The following is a 19210-nucleotide window of genomic DNA, read 5'->3' as shown; positions in this document are numbered from 1 at the left end:
TTCTCCTAGGAACGGAACAGACGGCTGTACTGGGTTTCGTGGGTCATGCTGGCCAGCGCCAGACCGAACGCGGCGCTGCCCTCGACGGCGGGCCGCCGCAGCGCCTCGGCGCAGGCGCGGTCGAGTTCCGGCAGCAGGCTGGAAGCAAGTTTCTGCGCGGCCAGTTGGCCGAGCGGCAGGGTTTTCATCAGCACCGCCAACTGGTTTTCCAGCCAGCTCCAGAACCAGGCACTGAGCGCCTCCTCGGCGTCCAGGCGCCAGGCGCGCGCGGCCATCGCCCAGGCGGCGGCGAGATTGGGCGGGTCCTGGCGCGCCAGCCAGGCGCGGCCGGGAGCGTCGAGTTCGGGCAGGGCTTCCAGCAATTGGTGCAGGGAAAAGCCCATCTGCCGGCTCTCCTGGGCCAGCTCGCGGGTCTCGCGGCTGGCCCTATGGCGCTCGCTGGCCGCATCGCAGGCGGCCCAGTCGCCGATCAACGCGGCGCGCAGCAGGCCGGCCAGCAGCGGCGCCTCGAAGCGCGCCAGGTTCAGTTGCAACTGGTCGACCAGCCAGGTCCGCGCGCTCTCGGCGTCGCGCACCCAGCCATTGTCGAGGGCCGCCTCCAGGCCCTGGGAATAGCTGTATCCGCCGATCGGCAACTGCGAGCTGGCCAGGCGCAGGCGCGCCCAGATGCTGTTCACCGGCGCACGCCGAACTGGTGCAGGCGCGGCGCGTAGTTGAACTCCGCCGCGCCATGGTGCGAGTGGTGGTGGCCTCCGCCGTAGGCACCGTGTTCCGGCTGGAACGGCGCCTCGATGGCCTCCACCGTGGCGCCGAGCTGTTCGAGCATGGCTTTCAGCACGTAGTCGTCGAGCAGGCGCAGCCAGCCGTCGCCGACCTGCAGGGCGACGTGACGGTTGCCCAGGTGGTAGGCGGCGCGGGTCAGTTCCAGCGGGCTGGCGCAGGTGACGTGGAGCAGACGTTCGGAGCGGGCGACGACCCGCACCAGGCGACCGTCGCGGGCCTCCAGGCAGTCGCCGTCGGCCAGCGGCGGCTGGCCGCGCTCGAGGAACAGGCCGACCTCCTCGCCGCTCGCCGCGAAGCAGCGCAGGCGGCTCTTGCTGCGCGCCTCGTAGGTGAGGTGGAGTTCTTCGTCCCAGCGGGGCGAGCGGGCGGGCAGGCGTTGGTGAATGACCAGCATGGGCAGTTTCCGCAATGCGACAGGAAAGGAATCACAACAAGCACCAGCAAGGGCCTTGCCAGGTCGATGCGGGACGCCTGTACCGGGAAAACGGGGCCATAGGGATGTAACAAAATATTGCAGCGCGCCAGGTTGGTGCGCAACGACTTTTTTGCCGCACCGGAAAGGTGCGCGCGCGTCTAGTCCGCGGGCGAACGCCGAGCCGGAGGTCCGCTGGGGAGGTGTGGGGTCAGTCGGGCAGGCCGTGCCAGTGCTTGCCGCCGATCATGATGAAACGCAGCTGGTGGGTGATCTTCGCGGCCGGCATCAGGTGCGGCGGCAGGTCGGCGGCGGGTGGGTCGATCAGCTCCGGAAGGGTGGCGAAGACGGTCTTCACCACCAGGTCGGCGAACACGTCGAGGGCCGCGCTGTCGAGATGCGGCATCTTGTTCAGCAGCGCCAGGTCGGCGGCCAGGTCGTCGGTGATGCGCTGGCGCAGGCTGGCGATGGCCTGGCGGATCGGCAACGAGCCGCCGTATTGCTCGCGGGCGAGGAAGAGGAACTGCGAGCGGTTGGCGCCGACCGCGTCGAGGAAGATGCGCACCGAGGCGTCGATCAGCCCGCCCAGTTCGAACTCGTTGCGGCGCACCGCGCGCAGGGTGGCGCGGAAGGTCTCGTCGACCTCGGCGACCAGCGCCAGGCCGAGCTGGTCCATGTCGCTGAAGTGCCGATAGAAGCCGGCCGGGACGATGCCGGCGGCGCGCGTCACTTCGCGCAGGCTGAGGCTGCCGAAGCCGCGCCCGCTTTCCATCAGGTGGCGCGCGGCGCTCATCAGCGCGTGGCGGGTCTGCTGTTTCTGTTCGGCGCGGGGTGAGGACATACGGCTTCCTTTGGCGGACCGGCGACTGTAGCAAAAGCCCCGCGACCCGGTCGAACCGGGGACGGCAGCGGTCGAAGGATACATCAGTGAACGCTTGTTGACTCGATTGCGCGGAACGGGCAAAGTTTTGTGAACGATCGTTCACTGAAATATTCTCGATGGCCTTGCTTCCCCTCGCTCTCCTGACCCCTTTGCTCGCACCCCTGCGCCGTCTCGCCGCCCGTGGCTGGCTGCGCGAGGCCGATGTCGACGGCCTGCTGCGCCACGCCCATCCGCTGGCGTCGCTGAACCGCCACTATGCGCGGGTCGAGGCACGCTACTGGGTGGCCGACGATATGCTCGCCCTGGCCCTGCGTACCGCCCCCGGCTGGCCGCCGGCGCGGCCGGGCCAGCACATCCAGCTGCTGGCGGAGCGCGACGGGGTGCGGGTCGGGCGCAGCTACAGCCTGACCCGGGTGGTCGGCGAGCGCCTGGAAATCGCCGTCAAGCGTCACCCTGACGGGCTGCTCTCGCCCTGGTTGTGCGAACACCTGGCGGTCGGCCAGCGTGTCGAGTTGCAGCCCGCGCAAGGCGATCTGCGCTGGCCGATGCAGGCCGAGGCGGTCTGCCTGCTGGCCGCCGGCAGCGGCCTGACGCCCTTGCTCGGCCTGCTCCGCGAGGCGCTGGAGAACGGCTATCGCGGTCCCGTGCTGTGGCTGCACTACGTCCGTCATCCCGGCCAGCGCGCCTGGCTCGGCGAGTTGGAGGCGCTGGCGGCGCGCCACCCGAACCTGGAGTTGCGCTGGAGCCTGACCCGCGGGGCGCGGGCCGATGGCTGCCTGGAGGGGCATTTCCAGCCGCGCCACCTGGACGGCTGGGCAGCCGACCTGGCGCGCAGCCAGGCCCTGGCCTGCGGGCCGGCGGCTTTCGTCGAGGCGGTGGGCGAGCAACTGGGGGCACGCTTCGCCGGCTTGCAGACGGAATCCTTCAGCGTCCCGCGCTGGCGCAGCGGGGAGGCGCCGCGCGAAGTGCGCCTGCGCTTCGCCCGGTCGCAGCGGGAAGTCTCCGGCGACAGCGCCGCCAGCCTGCTGGAACAGGCCGAGGCCCACGGCCTGCGCCCGGCCCACGGTTGCCGCCAGGGCATCTGTGCCAGTTGCACCTGCGTCCTGCTCAGCGGCTGCGTGCGCGACCTGCGCAGCGGCGCGCTGTGCAGCGAGCCCGGCCAGTCTATCCGCCTCTGCGTCAGCGCCGCCCACGGCGACCTGGCGCTGGACCTGTGAACCGACCTGCGAGCCCTGCGATGCGCGACGACCGCGAACTGACCCCGGAACAACTGGCGGCCTTCGGCGCCGAACTCGACGCCCTGCGCCAGCGTACCCTGGCCGATCTCGGCGCGGACGACGCGCGCTACATCCGCCGGGTCCGCGCGGCGGTGCGCGTCTGCTGCTGGAGCGGCAGGGCGCTGCTGATGTTCGGCTGGCTGCCGCCGACCTGGCTGCTCGGCAGCCTGCTTCTCGGCCTGGGCAAGATCCTCGAGAACATGGAACTGGGCCACAACGTCATGCACGGCCAGTACGACTGGATGAACGATCCGGAATTCGCCGGCCGCGCCTACGAGTGGGACATCGCCGGGCCGTCCGACTTCTGGCGGCACACCCACAACCATATCCACCACACCTACACCAATGTGCTGGGCAAGGACGACGACGTCGGCTACGGGGTCGTGCGCCTGTTCCCGGAGCAGCGCTGGAAGCCGTTCTACCGCTGGCAACCGCTGTGGGTGACGCTGCAGGCGCTGCTGTTCCAGTACGCGGTGGCGATCCAGCATCTGCGCCTGGACAAGTACGCCAAGGGGCGCCTGGACAAGGCCGAACTCATGCCGCTGCTACGCCGCCTGCGTGCCAAGCTGGGTCGCCAGTGGACCAAGGACTACCTGCTGTTCCCGCTTCTCGGCCTGTTCGCCGGCGGCTTTGGCGCGGTGTTCGTCGGCAACCTGCTGGCCAACGTGCTGCGCAACCTGTGGACCTTCACGGTGATCTTCTGCGGCCACTTCACCGAGAAGGCGGTGGTCTTCCCGCCCTCGGTGCTGGAGGGGGAGACCCGTGGCCACTGCTACCTGCGCCAGTTGCGCGGTTCCAGCAACTTGGAGGGCGGGCCGCTGTTCCACATCCTGACCGGCAACCTCAGCCACCAGATCGAGCATCATCTCTACCCGGACCTGCCGGCGCGTCGCTACGCCGCGCTGTCCCGCGAGGTCCGCGAAATCGCCCGGCGCTACGGGCAGACCTACAACAGCGGACGCCTGGGACGGCAATTCCTCACTGTCTTGCGGCGCATCTGGGTATATCGGCTGCCGCCGCGCGAGCCGCTCCCGGCGGGGCGCAGCTGAGCCGACGGAACGCTCGCGGCGCCCGTGGCGGGGCCGCTCCGGAGCGGGGATAATGCCGCCCTGTGCGCCGCGACGTGGCTTCCGGCCGCCGCGCGGCGTCGGAGTCTCGCCGAACGCAGGACGGCCTGCGCCCGCGATCGGCCAGCAGCGTCGATCCTTCCCGAACCTATCAATGCTCGGCGGATGCCGGCCGTGGGGCCCGTCCGTCCAGGAACCGTCATGTTCAGCCCGCTCGTCACCTTTCCCGCGCTCTACACCGCCACCCTGCTCATGCTGGCCGGCTCCGGCCTGTTCACCACCTACATCGGCCTGCGCCTGACCCAGGAAGGCGCAGGCGACCTGTGGGTCGGCGGGCTGATGGCGTCCTACTATTTCGGCCTGGTCTGCGGTGGAAAATTCGGACACAAGCTGATCGCCAGCTTCGGCCATATCCGCTCCTACGTGGCTTGCGCCGGGATTGCCACCGTGACCGTGCTGCTGCATGCCCTGGTCGATCAGCTGGAAGTCTGGCTGTTGCTGCGCTTCATCACCGGTGCGGTGATGATGAACCAGTACATGGTGATCGAGAGCTGGCTCAACGAGCAGGCCGAGAGCCACCAGCGCGGCAAGGTGTTCGCCGGCTACATGGTCGCCGTCGACCTTGGCCTGGTGCTCGGCCAGGGCCTGCTGGCGCTGAGCCCGACCCTCGACTACAAGCCGTTGCTGCTGGTCGCCATCTGCTTCGCCTCGTGCCTGATCCCGCTGGCCATGACCCGTCGCGTGCACCCGGCCAAGCTGGTCGCCGCGCCGCTGGAAGTGCGTTTCTTCTGGCAACGCGTGCCGCAGGCGCTGGGCACCATCTTCATCGCCGGCCTGATGGTCGGCGCCTTCTACGGCCTGGCGCCGGTCTACGCCAACCGCAACGGCCTGGATGCCTCGCAATCGAGTTTCTTCGTCGGCATGTGCATCGTCGCCGGCTTCTGTGCGCAGTGGCCGCTGGGCTGGCTGTCCGACCGCCTCGACCGCAGTTGGCTGATCCGCGGCAATGCGGTGCTGCTGTGCCTGGCCTCGATCCCGATGTGGGGACTGGTGACGCTGCCGTACTGGCTGCTGCTGGCCAACGGGTTCGTTACCGGCATGCTGCTGTTCACCCTCTACCCGCTGGCGGTGGCGCTGGCCAACGACCACGTCGAGCAGCCGCGCCGGGTCGCGTTGTCAGCGATGCTCCTGACCACCTACGGGGTCGGCGCCTGTATCGGCCCGCTGGTGGCCGGCGCGCTGATGCGCCACTTCGGTCCGGGGCTGTTCTACATGCTGGTGTCCGGCTACGCGGTGCTGCTGGTGTTCTGGGTGCAGCCCAAGCGCGTCACCGGCGAACACCGGGTCGACGAGGCGCCGCTGCAACACGTGGCGATGCCGGACACGGTCAGCCCGATGGCCGCCACCCTCGACCCGCGCGTCGAGGAAGTGCCGGAGGAGTTGGTGGTGGAGGCGCCGGCGAATATCGGCCGCTCCGACGGCGAGCCGGACGCCGGCGAGAAGCCCGCTCAGTCCTGAGCCGGGAACGCCAGCTCGAAGCGGATGCGTCCCGGAGCCGGGGCGCTCGCTTCGGCGCGGCCGCCGTGCAGGCGCATGATCGCCTGGACGATGGCCAGGCCGAGACCGCTGGACTGGGCGTCGCTGCGCGCGGCGTCGCCACGGTAGAAGCGGTCGAACAGGCGCGACAGCGGTTCGGCCGGCAGCCTGTCGCAGGCGTTCTCCACGCTCAGCAGGAATTCCCCCGATCGGCGCAGGCCGCGCACTTCGATCAGGCTCTCGGCGCTGGCGTAGCGGATGGCGTTGGCCAGTAGGTTGCTCAGCGCCCGGCGGAACAGTTGCGGATCGGCGCGTAGCTGGCCGCTGACCTGGACGTCGAGGCTCAGCCCACGTTCCTCGGCCAGCCCTTCGAAATACTCCGCCTGGCGCCGCAGCTCTTCGCCCAGGTCCAGGCGGCTGCGCTCCACCGCTGCCCGTACGTCGTCGGCGCGAGCGAGGAACAGGATGCTCTCGACCATCCGTGCGATGCGCTCCAACTCTTCCTGGTTGGAGGCGATCAGCGCCTGGTACTCCTCGTTGCTGCGTGGCTGGCGCAGGGCCACCTGGCCGTGGCCCATCAGCGAACCGATGGGCGTGCGGATCTCATGGGCGAGGTCGGCGGAGAACTGCTGCAGGCGCTGGTAGCCGTCGTCGAGGCGTTCGAGCATGGCGTTGAACGACTGTGCCACCTGCTGCAACTCGGCAGGCGCGGCGGCGACGTCGAGGCGGGTATCCAGGCTGGTCGGATGGATCTCCGCCGCCTTCGCCGCCAGCGTGCGCAGCGGGCGCAGGCCGTGGCGCAGGACCAGCCAGCCGAGCAGGGCGGTGCCGAGGAACGCCAGCAGCACGGCGGCGATGACCCGGTCGCGGTACTGGGCGAGCATCCGCGTCTCGCCCAGCAGCAGGTGCGCAGCGGTGATCTGCAACGGTTCGCGGCCGCCGACCAGGACCTCGGCGGCGAGCACGCGCATCGGGACGCCGTCGTGGGTCAGCGCGGCGTGCACGACGGACGGATTCAACGCCTGGCCAGCGGCGACCACCCGTAGCGACGGCAGGCGTTCGTGGCGCGGGTTGACCGCGACGATCGGCGCCTCGCCGGGCTGGCCGAGGAGCAGGATGTCCTGCTCGTTGCCGAGCATGTTCTCGAACAGACGCGGGCGCGCCTTCAGCTCGGCCAGGGTGAGGTTGTCGCGCAGCAGGTTGCGGAAGTGCTCGACCCGGCCAGCGACCATCACGTCGCTGCGCCGCAGCATCGCCTCTTCCACCGAGCGGTACAGGTAGAAGCCGACCGCGCTGACCACCAGCGCCGCCACCGCGGCGAACAGCAGCGCCGCGTAGAGGGTCAGGGAGCGGCGGGCGGGCACGGGCGCTCCTCGCAGACGTAGCCGATGCCGCGCACGGTATGGATCAGCTTGTTCGGGAAGGGATTGTCGACCTTGGCGCGCAGGCGCTTGATCGCCACGTCGACGACGTTGGTGTCGCTGTCGAAGTTCATGTCCCAGACCTCCGAGGCGATCAGGGTGCGCGACAGCACCTCGCCTTCCCGGCGCATCAGCAGGTGCAGGAGGGCGAACTCCTTGTTGGTCAGGGCGATCACCTGCCCCTGGCGGCTGACCTTGCGCCGCAGCACGTCCAGGTGCAGGTCGGCCAGTTGCACCTGCTCTGCCTCGCGGACCACGCCGCGGCGCAGCAGGGTACGGATACGCAGCAGCAACTCGGTGAAGGAGAAGGGTTTCACCAGGTAGTCGTCGGCACCCAGTTCGAGGCCGCGGATACGGTCCTGCAACTGGTCGCGGGCGGTGAGGAAGAGCACCGGCACATCGTGCTTCTTGCGCAGCACTTCCATGATCTGCCAACCGTCCAGGCCGGGCAGCATCACGTCGAGGACCACTAGGTCGTAGCGGTTCTCCAGCGCCAGGTAGAGACCGTCGGCGCCGTGCTGCGACCAGTCGACCGCATAGCCCGACTCGCCGAGGCCCTTCTTCAGGTACTCGCCGGTCTTCGTATCGTCTTCGATCACCAGGATGCGCATGTCTCGTTCCCCCTCGTTCGCCGCCATTCTAGCCAGCGCGCGGCGCGGACTCGGTGACATTTTTGTCATGCGAAAGTCATCTCCGGGTACCGCCGGCGGGGCGACCATCGAGGCTCAACCCCACCGAGGATCGACCGATGCTTCGACTCAAGGCTTCCCCCGCGCTGCTCTTCGGCCTGCTCCTGGCCAGTGCCGCCAGCTTCGCCGCGCAACCGCCTGCGGGCATGCTGCAGCCGCTGCGCGGCACCATCCAGCAGGCCGCCGACGACCACCTGCAACTGAAGGCCCGCAACGGCCAGCAACTGACGGTCAGGCTCACCGACAAGACCGCGATCCGCGCCGTGTCGCTGGCGAAGCCGGAGGACATCCAGCCCGACAGCTTCATCGGTACCGCCGCCGTGCCGCAGCCCGACGGCACCCTGAAGGCCCTCGAGGTGCATGTCTTCGCCCCCAGCCTGCGCGGCAGCGGCGAAGGCCACCGGCCCTGGGAGAACGCCGATGGCAGCGCCTCGACCATGACCAACGGTACGGTCGGCAACCTGGTGGTCAGCCAGGGCCGGCGCATGACGGTGAAATACGGCGATGGTGAGAAGACTGTGGTGGTGCCGGACGACGTGCCTATCGTCAGCCTGGAGCCGGGCGAGCGCAGCCTGCTCAAGCCTGGCGCCAAGGTCGTGCTGTTCCCGCAGAAGGGCGCCGACGGCAGCCTCACCGCCCTGGCCATCTCGGTCGGCAAGGACGGCGTGACCCCGCCGATGTGAGGTTTCGCCGGGACGGCGCGTCCGTCCCGGCCGGGTTTCCTGGGAGAAAAGCCATGAACCGTGCGTTGCACGCCTGGCCGGTGAGACTCTGCCACTGGCTCAATGCCTATGCCATGGCCTGCCTGATCGGCAGCGGCTGGGGCATCTACAACGCTTCGCCGCTGCTGGATTTCCGTTTTCCCGCCTGGGCTACCCTCGGCGGCTGGCTCGGCGGTTCCATCGCCTGGCATCTCGCCGCCATGTGGCTGCTGCTCGGCAACGGCCTGTGCTACCTCGCCTACGGACTGTCCAGCGGGCATTTTCGTCGCGACTTCCTGCCTTTGAGCGCGGCCGGCGTCTGGCGCGACCTGCGCCTCGCCCTCGGCCTGCGCCTGGTGCATGAGCCGGGCCGCTACAACGCGGTGCAGCGCCTGCTGTACTGGCTGGTCCTGGGGCTCGGTGCGCTGCTGGTGCTGTCCGGGCTGGCGATCTGGAAACCGGTGCAACTGCACGGGCTGACCGCGCTGTTCGGTGGCTTCCAGGGGGCGCGCTGGGTGCATTTCCTGGCCATGGCCGGGGTCGTCGGGTTCGTCGTCGTGCACCTGCTGCTGGTGCTGTTGGTGCCGCGCACCCTGGTGCCGATGATCATCGGACGCGAGTGGCGGCGCGGACGGAGGAGCGGAGGATGAAGGGGCCGGAGAAGAAGCGCGCGAAGATCGCGATCGACCCGTCCAGCGAGCGGCAGATGGTCGATTTGCAACGCCGCCTGCTGTTGCGCGGCGGCCTGTCCCTGGGCGCCCTGGCGATGCTCTCGGGGTGCCGGCTACAGGATGGCGATTCGGTCGACAAGGTACTCTGGGCCATGTCGCGCTGGAACGACCGGGTCCAGGCCTGGCTGTTCAGCCGTACGCGGCTGGCGCCGACCTTCGATCCGTCGCAGGTGGCCTCGCCGTTCCCCTTCAACGCGTTCTACCCGGCCTACAACGTGCCGGAGATCGACCTGCCGGAATACCGCCTGCAGGTTTCCGGGCGGGTCCGCGACAAGCACCCCTGGAGCCTGGAGCAACTGCGCCGGCTGCCGCAGGCCAGCCAGGTCACGCAACTGATCTGCATCGAGGGCTGGAGCGCGATCGGCCAGTGGAGCGGAGTGCCGCTGCGCACCTTTCTGGAGCTGGTCGGCGCCGACACCTCGGCGAAGTACGTCGGCTTCAAGTGCGCCGACCGCTACTACTCCAGCCTCGACATGCCCAGCGCGCTGCATCCGCAGACCCTGCTGGCGCTGGAGATGTCCGGGCAGGCGCTGCCGGAGGAGAACGGCTATCCGCTGCGCCTGCGGATTCCCACCAAGCTCGGCTTCAAGAACGCCAAGCACGTGGTGGAGATCTTCGTCAGCAACAGCAATCCCGGAGGTTACTGGGAGGACCAGGGCTACAACTGGTTCAGCGGAGTCTGAGGCGGGAGAGTGCGGCTTGCCTCGGGCCATGCGCCCAGCGCGACAGGGATGGGAAAATAGGAAAGCCCGGCATCGAGCCGGGCTTTTCTCGCGCCTTGCGGCGTAACGAGCGGTCAGGCGGTGCGCAGGTCGAAACGGCTCATGCTGCGATGCAGGCGGTCCACGGTCTGTTCGCTGCCGTTGTCGGCCAGGCGGGCTTCGGCCTTGGTCATGTCCTTGTGCAGGCGGTCGATGGTCTGCTCGCTGCCGTTGTCGGCGATGCGCAGTTCGACGCTGGACATGTCCTGGTGCAGCCGGTCGATGGTGCGGCTGGAGCCATCGGCGGCGAAGGCGGCGTTGGCGGTCAGGGTGGCGAGGGCGAGGCCGAGGATCAGGGAAGCTTTCATGACGGTGACTCCGAGTGGGTTGTCGATTGCGTTGGAGTCATTTTCAGTTCGGATAAGTCGATTTAAAAACGAAGTGCGATGATAGTGTCTATCGACATGGGTGATTATGTGTTTTCTTATTACTTATCAGTAAGTTAGTTGATTATTTTTGTGATGTCGAAGATTTCGTAAAGGATAGTTAGCTTTTCTCTATTTAATCGATAAATTGGATAAATAAGGCGAAAAGAAAAGCCGGCGCTGCGGGCGCCGGCTCTCGGACGGGTCTTGCTCTGGAGTCAGGCGAGGTCGTCGAGGATGTCGGCCATATCGTCCGCGTGTTCTTCTTCCTGGGCCAGGATTTCCTCGAAAATGCGTCGGGTGGTGGGGTCGTCGTTACCGAGGTAGGTGATGATCTCGCGATAGCTGTCGATGGCGATGCGCTCGGCGATCAGGTTCTCGGTGACCATGTCCTTCAGGGTCTTGCCTTCGACGTATTCGGCATGGGAGCGCTCCTCCAGGCCGCGCGGATTGAAGTCCGGCTCGCCGCCCAGTTGCATGATGCGCTCGGCCAACTGGTCGGCGTGCTGCATTTCCTGGTTGGCATGCTCGAGGAACTCGGCGGCGGCGATGCTCGCCTTAAGGCCGGTGGCCATGAAGTAGTGGCGCTTGTAGCGCAGGAAGCAGACCAGCTCGGTGGCGAGCGCTTCGTTGAGCTGGCGCAGGACGGTCTGGCGATCGGCCGAATAGCCTTCGGTGACCGCGCCTTCCTGGATGTTCTTGCGGGCACGGTCGCGAAGGGTCTGGACGTCCGTCAGTTGAACGGTGGTCATCGGTTTTCTCCTTGAGGCTGATCCGGTGAAAAGGGCCGGCTCTGCGGCCGGCTTTTTCTGCTTACCTAAGGTGTGAGTCCCGCGCGGTCGAAAAAGTTTTATCGACCCGCCGCCGAACTGGCCTTTTGCCTGAAATGCGTGGGACGGGGAGCAATGCCGGCGTTTCGCCGGTCCTAACGGAACGGGCCGGCGTATTCGCGCTGGCGAGTCCATGGGCCAGCCTGCACACTGACGGGCTGAGCGAGGCGCGCTGCCGCGCCTGCCCGACAACCGACGCGGCGAAAAGGAGTTGTGCATGACGCGCGGCCGAAAGATCCTGACCTGGAGCCTCGCCAGCCTGGTCCTGCTGCTGGCGGCGTTGGTGGTGTTCATCGCCACCTTCGACTGGAACCTGATCAAGCCCACCCTCAACGAAAAGGTCTCGGCGGCGCTGAACCGCCCGTTCGCCATCAACGGCAACCTCGCCGTGGCCTGGCGCCGCGAGGAGGGCGAGGAAGGCTGGCGCGCCTGGATCCCCTGGCCGCGCTTCAGCGCCGAGGACATCACCCTCGGCAACCCGGAGTGGACGGCGGGCAAGACCAAGGCGAGCGAGTTCGCCAGCCTGGAACGCATCGAATTCCGCCTCGCGCCGTTGCCGTTGCTCTGGCAGACCATCCGCATTCCACAGATCAAGCTGACCCAGCCGCGCGCCGACCTCCTGCGCCTGGCCGACGGCCGCGCCAACTGGGATTTCGACCTGCCTGCCAGCGACAGCGACGAGCCGTCCGCCTGGCAACTGGACATCCGCGAGATCGGTTTCGACAAGGGTAGCGTCAGCCTCGACGACCAGCGTTTGAAGACCCGCCTGGAAGTGCTGGTCGACCCGCTCGGCAAGCCGGTGCCGTTCGGCCAGTTGGCCGGCAAGGCGCTGGCCACGGGCGATGCGGCGGACGCCCAGGACTATGTGTTCGGCTGGAAGGTCAAGGGCACCTACAAGGGCCAGGCTCTGGCCGGCTCGGGCAAGGTCGGCGGGATGCTGGCGTTGCAGGATGCGAGCAAGCCCTTCCCGCTACAGGCCGAGGTCAGTGCCGGCAGCACCCGTGCCGCAGTGGTCGGCACCCTGACCGACCCGCTCAACCTCGGCGCCCTCGACCTGCGCCTGAAGCTGTCCGGGACCAGCATGGCCAATCTCTATCCGCTGACCGGCATCACCCTGCCGGACACTCCGGCCTACTCCACCGACGGACACCTGCTGGCGCGGCTCAAGGAGGAGGGCGGCGCACTGTTCCGCTACGAGAACTTCAACGGCAAGGTCGGCGCCAGCGACCTGCACGGCAGCCTGACCTTCGTCGCTCGCCAGCCTAGGCCGAAGCTGTCCGGCAAGCTGACCTCCGAGCAACTGCGCTTTGCCGACCTCGGCCCGCTGATCGGCGCCGACAGCAATGCCGAGAAACAGAAGCGCGGGCAGACCAGCCGCCAGCCGGGCGACAAGGTGCTGCCGGTGGAGGAGTTCCGCACCGAGCGCTGGCGCGACATGGACGCCGACGTGGAATTCACCGGCAAGCGTATCGTCCACAGCGACCAGTTGCCGATCAGCGACCTCTATACCCATCTGGTGCTCAACGATGGCCTGCTGCGCCTGGAGCCCCTGCGCTTCGGCGTGGCCGGCGGCAAGCTGGAGTCGGACATTCGCCTCGACGGCGGCAAGCAGCCGATGCAGAGCCGAGTGAAGATGAGCGCGCGGGGCTTCAAGCTGAAACAGTTGTTCCCCGGCTTCGCGCCGATGCAGACCAGCTTCGGCGAGCTGAACGGCGACGCCAGTCTCAGCGGCAATGGCAATTCGGTGGCGAAGATCCTCGGCGGCGCCGATGGCGAATTGAAGATGCTGATCAACGACGGCGCGATCAGCAAGGGCCTGACCGAAATCGCCGGCCTCAATGTCGGAAACTACCTGGTGACCAAGCTGTTCGGCGACGACGAGGTGAAGATCAACTGCGCGGCCGCCGACTTCGGCCTGCAGAAGGGCCTGATGACCAGCCGGCTGTTCGTCTTCGACACCGAGAACGCGCTGGTCAACGTCGACGGCACGGTGAACTTCGCCAACGAGAAGCTCGACCTCGATGTCACCCCGCACAGCAAGGGCCTGCGGATCTTCTCGCTGCGCTCGCCGCTGTACGTGCGCGGCACCTTCGCCAAGCCCGACGCCGGGGTCCACGCCGGGCCGCTGGTGGCGCGCGGCGCGGGAATGATCGCCCTCGGCGTGGCGGTGGGCCCGGCGGCCAGCCTGCTGGCTCTGGTGGCGCCGAGCAAGAGCGACGACAACCAGTGCACCGCCCTGCTGCAACGCATGCGCCAGCCGGCCAAGGCGCCGGCCGGCAAGCGCTGAGTCAGTAGATGGGGATATACAGGTCGACTTGCGAGTTCGGATCCAGCGGTCCGCGGAAACGCTGGTCGTAGTATTCGAAGTCGACCCCCGCCTTGGGCTCCAGGCCGCGTTCGGCGAGCAGGTGGCTGTAGATCGCCTGGAAGCTCTCGGCGATCTGCGGCGCCGTGCCCTTGTGGGTGAACACCGCGTACTTCTGCGCCGGCACCTGGAAGCGCACCATGCCCTCCGGCACCGGCCAGCCTTCCTGCACCTCGAAGCCGGCGACGTAGTGGAATTCACCGTTGGGCTGCTGCGCGCAGATGCCATAGGAGACCTCGGGATCGTGCTTGCCAGCGATCTCGTGCTCGCGCGGGATGAAGCGTTCCCAGAGCTGGCCGATGGTGTCGCCGGGGGCGCTGCCGAAGTATTCCATGCCCACCACGCTGAAGGCGGGACGTTCGACGATTCGTGCATGCATGTTGCGGATCCTCCAGTGGGCGAGCGTCGCCAGGGTTCGGTCGAGTTCCGCCAGCAGGCGCTGGCGGGCGCTGATCTCTTCGCGCAGGGTGTGCTGGTGTCGTTGCAGGAAATGCCGCAGGCGTTGCGGGTCGTCCAGCGCGCCATCGCGTTTCAGGCGGTCGATGGCTTCCAGCGGAACGTCCAGCCGGCGCAGCGCGAGTATGCGCGAGAGCTGCTCGATCTGTTCCGGCTGGTAGTAGCGGTAGCCGTTGTCGCTACCGGTGCGCGCGGGGACGAACAGTCCGATGGCATCGTAGTGGCGAAGCGTCTTGGTGGAGATCTCGAAGATTCGCGCCAGTTGGCCGATGGTGAGCATTTCCGGTTCCTGCTGCGGGATAGCGGCAGACTACGGATTGCCCCTGGGGCAAGGTCAAGGGGTTTGTGCCGGTGTGCACTTTCTCTGAACGTCCGCCGTCGCCTCCCGGTCCCAACAGTGAACCCATCGCAAAGGGAGATATCCCCATGCCCCGTGGCGACAAGAGCAAGTACAGCGACAAGCAGCAGCGCAAGGCCGAGCACATCGAGGAGAGCTACAAGGCCAAGGGTGTGAGCGAATCGGAAGCCGAGGCGCGCGCCTGGGCGACGGTGAACAAGCAGTCCGGCGGCGGCGAGCGCAAGGGCGGTTCCGGCCGCGCCAAGAGCGAGACGGCCAAGCGCGCCGACCGCAAGGACTCGGCCCATCGCGCCGCCCAGGCCCGCTCAGGGAGACCGGCCAACCGCGGCTCGGCGAGCCGTGGCAAACGTCAGGGCAGCACCTCGGTGAGCGAGATGACCCGCGAGGAATTGATGCAGCTGGCGCGCAAGCGCGACATTCGCGGTCGTTCGACGATGCGCAAGGCCGAACTGATCGAGGCCCTGTCCCGGGCCTGAACGCAGACGCCCCGCCTCCGTAAGGAAGCGGGGCGTCGAGCCGTCAGGGGCGGGCGTCGCGCTCGTGGCGGTCCAGCTCGGAGCAGCTCAGGAAGCCCGAGCCGTCGACCTTGCCGCTGCCGTCGAAACTGACGTAGAACGGCTGCTGCTGGCCGTCCTTGTTGAGGATGTAGCTGTTGCAGCTCCCCGGTTTCATCAGGCGCTTCTGGGTGCCGGAAGGCGTGCCGCCGATGCGCAGGACTTCCTGCTGGCTCATGCCTTTCTCGACATCCTTGACCAGCGGTTCGTTGCGGAAGGTGATGTAGTTGACCGGGTTCTGCACCTTGGTCGACGCGCAGCCGGCCAGGGTTGCCATCACGAACAGTGCCGCCAGTGACTGCTTGTACATGCTGTGACTCCTTGTGGTTGAGCGGTGCTTGCCAACATTGGAACGCAGGCCCTCGCGCAGAGTTCGCCCGGAATCGCGGCGGATTGCCTCAGACCTTCTCCAGGGCCCGGTGCGGCAAGGGTGGCAGCTGGATATCGATGGCGTCGCCGGGGCGAACCTCGCCGTCCTCCAGGACGATCGCCATCACCCCGGCCTTGCGAATCAGGTTGCCCTGTTCGTCGCGGCCGAGCACGGCGGCGGTCAGTCCGGGCTGGTAGTTGTCCAGCTGCGAGCAGGGATTGCGCAGGCCGGTCAGCTCGACCAGGGCGCTTTCCCCCAGGCGCAGGCGGGTGCCGGTGGGCAGGCCGAGCAGGTCGACGCCACGGGTGGTGATGTTCTCGCCCATGGTCCCTGGGCCGATGGCGAAGCCGCTGGCGCGTAGCTCGTCGTGCAGTTCCTCGTGGATCAGGTGGACCTGGCGCAGGTTCGGCTGGGTCGGGTCCTGCCGCACCCGCGAGCGGTGCTTCACGGTGACGCCGTGGTGGGCGTCGCCCTCGACGCCGAGGCCTTTCAGGAGGCGGATGGCGGGACGCACCTGCTTGCTGAACGCGTGGGTGGCGCAGAGGCTCACCGCGATGACCTGTTGCATGGAACTCCTCCTCGTGCGAAGCGTCAGTCTAGCCGCGAAACATGACGCTTGTCGCAAGCGCACAGGACGCGTTCCCAGCCCCTGCAAAGCCCGCCGCAGTCGCTAGACTTCAGCGCACCTGCATGCGAACGTGCAGCCCTTCAAGGAGAGTTCGATGAATATCCTGCGTATCCCGATGTTCGTATTGGCCATGGCCGTCTCGGCCCATGGTTTCGCTGCCACCGCGCAGCAGGAGAAGATGACCGCCTGCAACGCCGAGGCCACCACCAAGGCGCTCAAGGGCGACGAACGCAAGGCGTTCATGAGCGGCTGCCTGAAGGCCGGCGCGCCTGCCGGCGGCAAGGCCACCGCGCAGCAGGAGAAGATGAAGAGCTGCAACGCCGACGCCAGCGCCAAGTCGCTCAAAGGCGACGAGCGCAAGGCATTCATGAGCAGTTGCCTGAAGGCCGGCGGCAGCGCCAAGGCGGCGACCCAGCAGGAGAAGATGAAGACCTGCAACGCCGACGCCACCGCCAAGGCGCTCAAGGGCGACGAACGCAAGGCGTTCATGAGCACCTGCCTGAAGAAGTGAGCCCCACCCTCGTCGGGCTCGGTGTGGCGGCGGATAACGCCTGTGGCGTTATCCGCCCTGCGGACGGGTGTGGCGTGGTCCTGGCGTAGGGCGGATAACCGCTCGCGGTTATCCGCCATGGCGGGCCCGGTGTGACCTTATCCCCCTATAGGGCAGGGGCACGACCAGGGCGGCTCAGCCATAGCGCTTCTTCGCCTCGATGGCCAGGCCGCTGCCGATGCTGCCGAACAGGTTGCCCTCGACATGACGGGCGTTGGGCAGCATCGCCGAGACGCTCCGGCGCAGCGCCGGAATGCCGCTCGAACCGCCGGTGAAGAACACCGTGTCGACCCGGTCCGGGTCGACCCCGGCCGAGGCCAGCAGTTGCGCGACGCTGTTGCGCACGCGCTCCAGCAGTCCGTCGACGGCGTTCTCGAACAGCCCACGGGTCAGCTCCACGCCGAGCCCGGCCTCGATGCGCTCCAGCGAAAGGTGCAGGCGCTCGGTTTCGGTCAGGCGGATCTTGCTGTCTTCCACCTGCATCGCCAGCCAGTGCCCGGCGCGTTCCTCGATGAGCCTGAAGAGGCGGTCGATGCCGGTGCTGTCGACGATGTCGTAGCGCATGTTCTTCAGCGCCAATTGCGACTTCTGCGCGTACACCGCGTTGATGGTGTGCCAAGTGGCCAGGTTCAGGTGGTAGCTGGTGGGCATGAAGGCGTCGCTCTTCATCCGGCTGCCGTAGCCGAACAGCGGCATCACGCCTTCCAGGCTGAGCTGCTTGTCGAAGTCGGTACCGCCGATGTGCACGCCGCCGGTGGCCAGGATGTCGTCCTGGCGCTCGGCCAGGTTGCGCCGCTCCGGCGCCAGGCGCACCAGGGAGAAGTCCGAGGTGCCGCCGCCGATGTCGACGATCAGGACCAGTTCCTCGCGCTGGATGCCGCGCTCGTAGTCGAAGGCCGCGGCGATCGGTTCGTACTGGAAGGAAACCTCCTTGAAGCCGAGCTTGTTGGCCACCTGCACCAGGGTGTCCTGGGCCTCGCGGTCGGCCTCCGGGTCGTCGTCGACGAAGAACACCGGGCGACCCAGCACCACCGCGTCGAAGGCTTGCCCGGCGGCGGCCTCGCCGCGCGCCTTGAGCTGGCCGATGAACAGGCCGAGCAGGTCCTTGAACGGCAGGGCGCTGCCGAGCACGGTGGTCTCGCTCTTCAGCAGCTTGGAGCCCAGCAGGCTCTTCAGCGAGCGCATCAGCCGGCCCTCGTAGCCCTCCAGGTACTCGCCGAGCGCCTGGCGGCCGTAGACCGGGCGGCGCTCCTCGACGTTGAAGAACACCACCGAGGGCAGGGTGATCTTGCCGTCCTCCAGCTCGATCAGCGGTTCGACCTCCGGCCGCCACCAGCCGACGGTGGAGTTGGAGGTGCCAAAATCGATGCCCAGGGCGCGGGCGGCGGTGCTCGGGTTCATGGCGCGAAACGGTCCGGGAAAAAAACGGCCGCGCAGTGTATGCGAGAGCGTCGCGGATTTCACCGCCGGCGATCGGCAGGAAGCGTCCTGGGACGTCCGTGCGGGCCGCCCCGACCTTTGTATACGGATTTGCCAAGGGGCCCGCGCATGGTGCTATGTTGGCGCTGCTTTCCCACTCCGTCTTGCCGTGTTGTCCTGGATTTCGTCATGCATAGAGCCTCACACCATGAGTTGCGTGCGATGTTTCGCGCGCTGTTGGACTCCTCCCGTTGCTACCACACCGCTTCCGTGTTCGATCCCATGTCGGCGCGCATCGCCGCCGACCTCGGCTTCGAGTGCGGCATCCTCGGCGGTTCGGTGGCTTCCCTGCAGGTCCTGGCGGCGCCGGACTTCGCCCTGATCACCCTCAGCGAATTCGTCGAGCAGGCCACCCGCATCGGCCGGGTGACGCGCCTGCCGGTGATCGCCGACGCCGACCACGGCTACGGCAACGCGCTGAACGTAATGCGGACGGTGGTCGAACTGGAGCGCGCCGGAATCGCCGCGCTGACCATCGAGGACACCCTGCTGCCGGCGCAGTTCGGGCGCAAGTCCACCGACCTGATCTGCGTCGAGGAAGGCGTCGGCAAGATTCGCGCGGCCCTGGAGGCGAGGGTCGACCCGGCGTTGACCATCATTGCCCGGACCAACGCCGAACTGATCGACGTCGATGCGGTGATCCAGCGCACCCTGGCCTACCAGGAAGCCGGCGCCGATGGCATCTGCCTGGTCGGCGTGCGCGACTTCGCCCACCTCGAGGCGATCGCCGAGCACCTGCACATCCCGCTGATGCTGGTCACCTACGGTAATCCGCAACTGCGCGACGACGCCCGCCTGGCGCGGCTCGGTGTGCGTGTCGTGGTCAACGGCCACGCCGCCTATTTCGCCGCGATCAAGGCGACCTACGACTGCCTGCGCGAGGAGCGCGGGGCGGTGGCCTCGGACCTGACCGCCTCGGAGTTGTCGAAGAAGTACACCTTCCCCGAGGAGTACCAGGCCTGGGCCCGCGACTACATGGAAGTCAAAGAGTAGG

The 19210-nt window shown here is 67.6% G+C and carries 21 protein-coding genes and 1 pseudogene; 11 read left to right on the top strand and 11 right to left on the bottom strand.

The features are described from left to right. Positions 1–5 precede the first annotated feature (5 nt). The 3 genes from M6E97_RS21460 to desT form a co-directional block, all read right to left on the bottom strand. Positions 6–677, bottom strand: a complete 672-nt coding sequence (locus M6E97_RS21460; protein ID WP_003095528.1) for an urease accessory protein UreF — start codon at positions 675–677, stop codon at positions 6–8. Continuing rightward, positions 674–1177 carry an urease accessory protein UreE gene (gene ureE, locus M6E97_RS21455; protein WP_023092673.1) on the bottom strand — a complete coding sequence of 168 codons (504 nt, stop codon included), beginning with the start codon at positions 1175–1177 and terminating at the stop codon, positions 674–676. The genes M6E97_RS21460 and ureE overlap by 4 nt, the downstream gene beginning before the upstream one ends. A 229-nt stretch (positions 1178–1406) precedes the next feature. Next, positions 1407–2036, bottom strand: coding sequence for a TetR family transcriptional regulator DesT (gene desT, locus M6E97_RS21450; protein ID WP_023092672.1), 630 nt, complete (start codon positions 2034–2036; stop codon positions 1407–1409). Between the two features lie 158 nt (positions 2037–2194). Between desT and M6E97_RS21445 the strand changes: the two genes are divergently transcribed. The 3 genes from M6E97_RS21445 to M6E97_RS21435 all read left to right on the top strand — a co-directional run bounded on the left by M6E97_RS21445 (position 2195) and on the right by M6E97_RS21435 (position 5940). Next, on the top strand, positions 2195–3295 hold the full coding sequence (locus M6E97_RS21445) for a ferredoxin reductase (protein WP_003095521.1): 1101 nt from the start codon (positions 2195–2197) through the stop codon (positions 3293–3295). Continuing rightward, positions 3292–4404, top strand: a complete 1113-nt coding sequence (desB, locus tag M6E97_RS21440; protein ID WP_079381464.1) for a fatty acid desaturase DesB — start codon at positions 3292–3294, stop codon at positions 4402–4404. The genes M6E97_RS21445 and desB overlap by 4 nt, the downstream gene beginning before the upstream one ends. A 219-nt stretch (positions 4405–4623) precedes the next feature. Continuing rightward, complete coding sequence (locus M6E97_RS21435; protein ID WP_003095519.1) at positions 4624–5940, top strand: MFS transporter; 1317 nt, start codon at positions 4624–4626, stop codon at positions 5938–5940. Here M6E97_RS21435 and M6E97_RS21430 read toward each other — a convergent pair. Together M6E97_RS21430 and M6E97_RS21425 are read right to left on the bottom strand one after the other, a co-directional pair. Further along, a complete protein-coding gene (locus tag M6E97_RS21430) occupies positions 5931–7322 on the bottom strand; it encodes a heavy metal sensor histidine kinase (RefSeq protein WP_033937833.1) in 1392 nt (463 codons plus the stop codon). The genes M6E97_RS21435 and M6E97_RS21430 overlap by 10 nt on opposite strands. Then, positions 7301–7990, bottom strand: a complete 690-nt coding sequence (locus tag M6E97_RS21425; RefSeq protein WP_003123548.1) for a heavy metal response regulator transcription factor — start codon at positions 7988–7990, stop codon at positions 7301–7303. The genes M6E97_RS21430 and M6E97_RS21425 overlap by 22 nt, the downstream gene beginning before the upstream one ends. A 137-nt stretch (positions 7991–8127) precedes the next feature. Here M6E97_RS21425 and M6E97_RS21420 point away from each other — a divergent pair, with 137 nt between their 5' ends. From M6E97_RS21420 to M6E97_RS21410, 3 genes are read left to right on the top strand one after another with little or no spacing between them, the layout of a single operon-like run. Beyond that, positions 8128–8751, top strand: coding sequence for a hypothetical protein (locus tag M6E97_RS21420; RefSeq protein WP_003095513.1), 624 nt, complete (start codon positions 8128–8130; stop codon positions 8749–8751). A 53-nt stretch (positions 8752–8804) separates the two neighbouring features. Then, entirely contained in the window at positions 8805–9419 is a 615-nt protein-coding gene (locus tag M6E97_RS21415; RefSeq protein ID WP_031636769.1) for a cytochrome b/b6 domain-containing protein, read from the top strand. Next, a complete protein-coding gene (locus M6E97_RS21410; protein WP_033937831.1) occupies positions 9416–10183 on the top strand; it encodes a molybdopterin-binding protein in 768 nt (255 codons plus the stop codon). The genes M6E97_RS21415 and M6E97_RS21410 overlap by 4 nt, the downstream gene beginning before the upstream one ends. 113 nt (positions 10184–10296) lie before the next feature. Here the strand turns inward: M6E97_RS21410 and M6E97_RS21405 are convergent, their stop codons facing one another. Beyond that, positions 10297–10569, bottom strand: a complete 273-nt coding sequence (locus M6E97_RS21405) for a hypothetical protein (RefSeq protein ID WP_009877165.1) — start codon at positions 10567–10569, stop codon at positions 10297–10299. Positions 10570–10844: 275 nt separating this feature from the next. Next, on the bottom strand, positions 10845–11378 hold the full coding sequence (locus M6E97_RS21400) for a ferritin-like domain-containing protein (protein WP_033937829.1): 534 nt from the start codon (positions 11376–11378) through the stop codon (positions 10845–10847). Positions 11379–11673: 295 nt separating this feature from the next. Here M6E97_RS21400 and M6E97_RS21395 point away from each other — a divergent pair, with 295 nt between their 5' ends. Beyond that, positions 11674–13743: an AsmA family protein gene (locus M6E97_RS21395; RefSeq protein ID WP_023101620.1), complete on the top strand. Its 2070-nt coding sequence runs from the start codon at positions 11674–11676 to the stop codon at positions 13741–13743. Between the two features lies 1 nt (position 13744). Here the strand turns inward: M6E97_RS21395 and brlR are convergent, their stop codons facing one another. Then, positions 13745–14557, bottom strand: coding sequence for a c-di-GMP-binding multidrug transporter transcriptional regulator BrlR (gene brlR, locus M6E97_RS21390; protein ID WP_003095496.1), 813 nt, complete (start codon positions 14555–14557; stop codon positions 13745–13747). 146 nt (positions 14558–14703) lie between these two features. Here brlR and M6E97_RS21385 point away from each other — a divergent pair, with 146 nt between their 5' ends. Further along, positions 14704–15111 (top strand): Rho termination factor N-terminal domain-containing protein, encoded by a 408-nt coding sequence (locus M6E97_RS21385; RefSeq protein WP_003095492.1) that lies wholly within the window; start codon positions 14704–14706, stop codon positions 15109–15111. 43 nt (positions 15112–15154) lie between these two features. Here the strand turns inward: M6E97_RS21385 and osmE are convergent, their stop codons facing one another. Further along, on the bottom strand, positions 15155–15499 hold the full coding sequence (gene osmE / locus M6E97_RS21380; RefSeq protein WP_003095488.1) for an osmotically-inducible lipoprotein OsmE: 345 nt from the start codon (positions 15497–15499) through the stop codon (positions 15155–15157). 88 nt (positions 15500–15587) lie between these two features. Next, positions 15588–16127 carry an MOSC domain-containing protein gene (locus M6E97_RS21375; RefSeq protein WP_003095483.1) on the bottom strand — a complete coding sequence of 180 codons (540 nt, stop codon included), beginning with the start codon at positions 16125–16127 and terminating at the stop codon, positions 15588–15590. Between the two features lie 154 nt (positions 16128–16281). Between M6E97_RS21375 and M6E97_RS31260 the strand changes: the two are divergent. After that, positions 16282–16434: pseudogene (locus M6E97_RS31260) on the top strand (PsiF family protein); the annotation flags it as partial. Next, the gene (locus tag M6E97_RS31255) at positions 16429–16698 is read left to right on the top strand and encodes a PsiF family protein (protein WP_058133593.1); all 270 of its coding nucleotides are present in this window, start codon (positions 16429–16431) and stop codon (positions 16696–16698) included. The pseudogene M6E97_RS31260 and the gene M6E97_RS31255, both read left to right, overlap by 6 nt. 174 nt (positions 16699–16872) lie before the next feature. Here M6E97_RS31255 and M6E97_RS21360 read toward each other — a convergent pair whose 3' ends face one another. Next, complete coding sequence (locus M6E97_RS21360; RefSeq protein ID WP_003095476.1) at positions 16873–18138, bottom strand: Hsp70 family protein; 1266 nt, start codon at positions 18136–18138, stop codon at positions 16873–16875. A 207-nt stretch (positions 18139–18345) separates the two neighbouring features. On the opposite strand from M6E97_RS21360, the gene M6E97_RS21355 reads away from it, so the two are divergent. After that, a complete protein-coding gene (locus M6E97_RS21355) occupies positions 18346–19209 on the top strand; it encodes an isocitrate lyase/PEP mutase family protein (protein ID WP_003135385.1) in 864 nt (287 codons plus the stop codon). Position 19210: the final 1 nt, after the last annotated feature.

Origin of the sequence: Pseudomonas sp. B111, assembly GCF_026428275.1 — a bacterium.
Taxonomy (GTDB): Bacteria; Pseudomonadota; Gammaproteobacteria; order Pseudomonadales; family Pseudomonadaceae; genus Pseudomonas; species Pseudomonas aeruginosa.
Note: the sequence above shows the minus strand (reverse complement) of the source record. Positions and strands in the feature narration are given on the sequence as shown.

Excerpts from the sequence above, each read along its gene's own strand:
- brlR (WP_003095496.1), bottom strand. The coding sequence starts at position 14,557 with ATGCTCACCATCGGCCAACTGGCGCGAATCTTCGAGATCTCCACCAAG.
- M6E97_RS21435 (WP_003095519.1), top strand. The coding sequence starts at position 4,624 with ATGTTCAGCCCGCTCGTCACCTTTCCCGCGCTCTACACCGCCACCCTG.
- M6E97_RS31255 (WP_058133593.1), top strand. The coding sequence starts at position 16,429 with ATGAGCGGCTGCCTGAAGGCCGGCGCGCCTGCCGGCGGCAAGGCCACC.
- M6E97_RS21405 (WP_009877165.1), bottom strand. The coding sequence starts at position 10,569 with ATGAAAGCTTCCCTGATCCTCGGCCTCGCCCTCGCCACCCTGACCGCC.
- osmE (WP_003095488.1), bottom strand. The coding sequence starts at position 15,499 with ATGTACAAGCAGTCACTGGCGGCACTGTTCGTGATGGCAACCCTGGCC.
- M6E97_RS21445 (WP_003095521.1), top strand. The coding sequence starts at position 2,195 with ATGGCCTTGCTTCCCCTCGCTCTCCTGACCCCTTTGCTCGCACCCCTG.
- M6E97_RS21415 (WP_031636769.1), top strand. The coding sequence starts at position 8,805 with ATGAACCGTGCGTTGCACGCCTGGCCGGTGAGACTCTGCCACTGGCTC.
- M6E97_RS21375 (WP_003095483.1), bottom strand. The coding sequence starts at position 16,127 with ATGCAACAGGTCATCGCGGTGAGCCTCTGCGCCACCCACGCGTTCAGC.
- M6E97_RS21385 (WP_003095492.1), top strand. The coding sequence starts at position 14,704 with ATGCCCCGTGGCGACAAGAGCAAGTACAGCGACAAGCAGCAGCGCAAG.
- M6E97_RS21395 (WP_023101620.1), top strand. The coding sequence starts at position 11,674 with ATGACGCGCGGCCGAAAGATCCTGACCTGGAGCCTCGCCAGCCTGGTC.
- M6E97_RS21425 (WP_003123548.1), bottom strand. The coding sequence starts at position 7,990 with ATGCGCATCCTGGTGATCGAAGACGATACGAAGACCGGCGAGTACCTG.
- M6E97_RS21400 (WP_033937829.1), bottom strand. The coding sequence starts at position 11,378 with ATGACCACCGTTCAACTGACGGACGTCCAGACCCTTCGCGACCGTGCC.
- M6E97_RS21410 (WP_033937831.1), top strand. The coding sequence starts at position 9,416 with ATGAAGGGGCCGGAGAAGAAGCGCGCGAAGATCGCGATCGACCCGTCC.
- ureE (WP_023092673.1), bottom strand. The coding sequence starts at position 1,177 with ATGCTGGTCATTCACCAACGCCTGCCCGCCCGCTCGCCCCGCTGGGAC.
- M6E97_RS21355 (WP_003135385.1), top strand. The coding sequence starts at position 18,346 with ATGCATAGAGCCTCACACCATGAGTTGCGTGCGATGTTTCGCGCGCTG.
- desT (WP_023092672.1), bottom strand. The coding sequence starts at position 2,036 with ATGTCCTCACCCCGCGCCGAACAGAAACAGCAGACCCGCCACGCGCTG.
- M6E97_RS21360 (WP_003095476.1), bottom strand. The coding sequence starts at position 18,138 with ATGAACCCGAGCACCGCCGCCCGCGCCCTGGGCATCGATTTTGGCACC.
- M6E97_RS21420 (WP_003095513.1), top strand. The coding sequence starts at position 8,128 with ATGCTTCGACTCAAGGCTTCCCCCGCGCTGCTCTTCGGCCTGCTCCTG.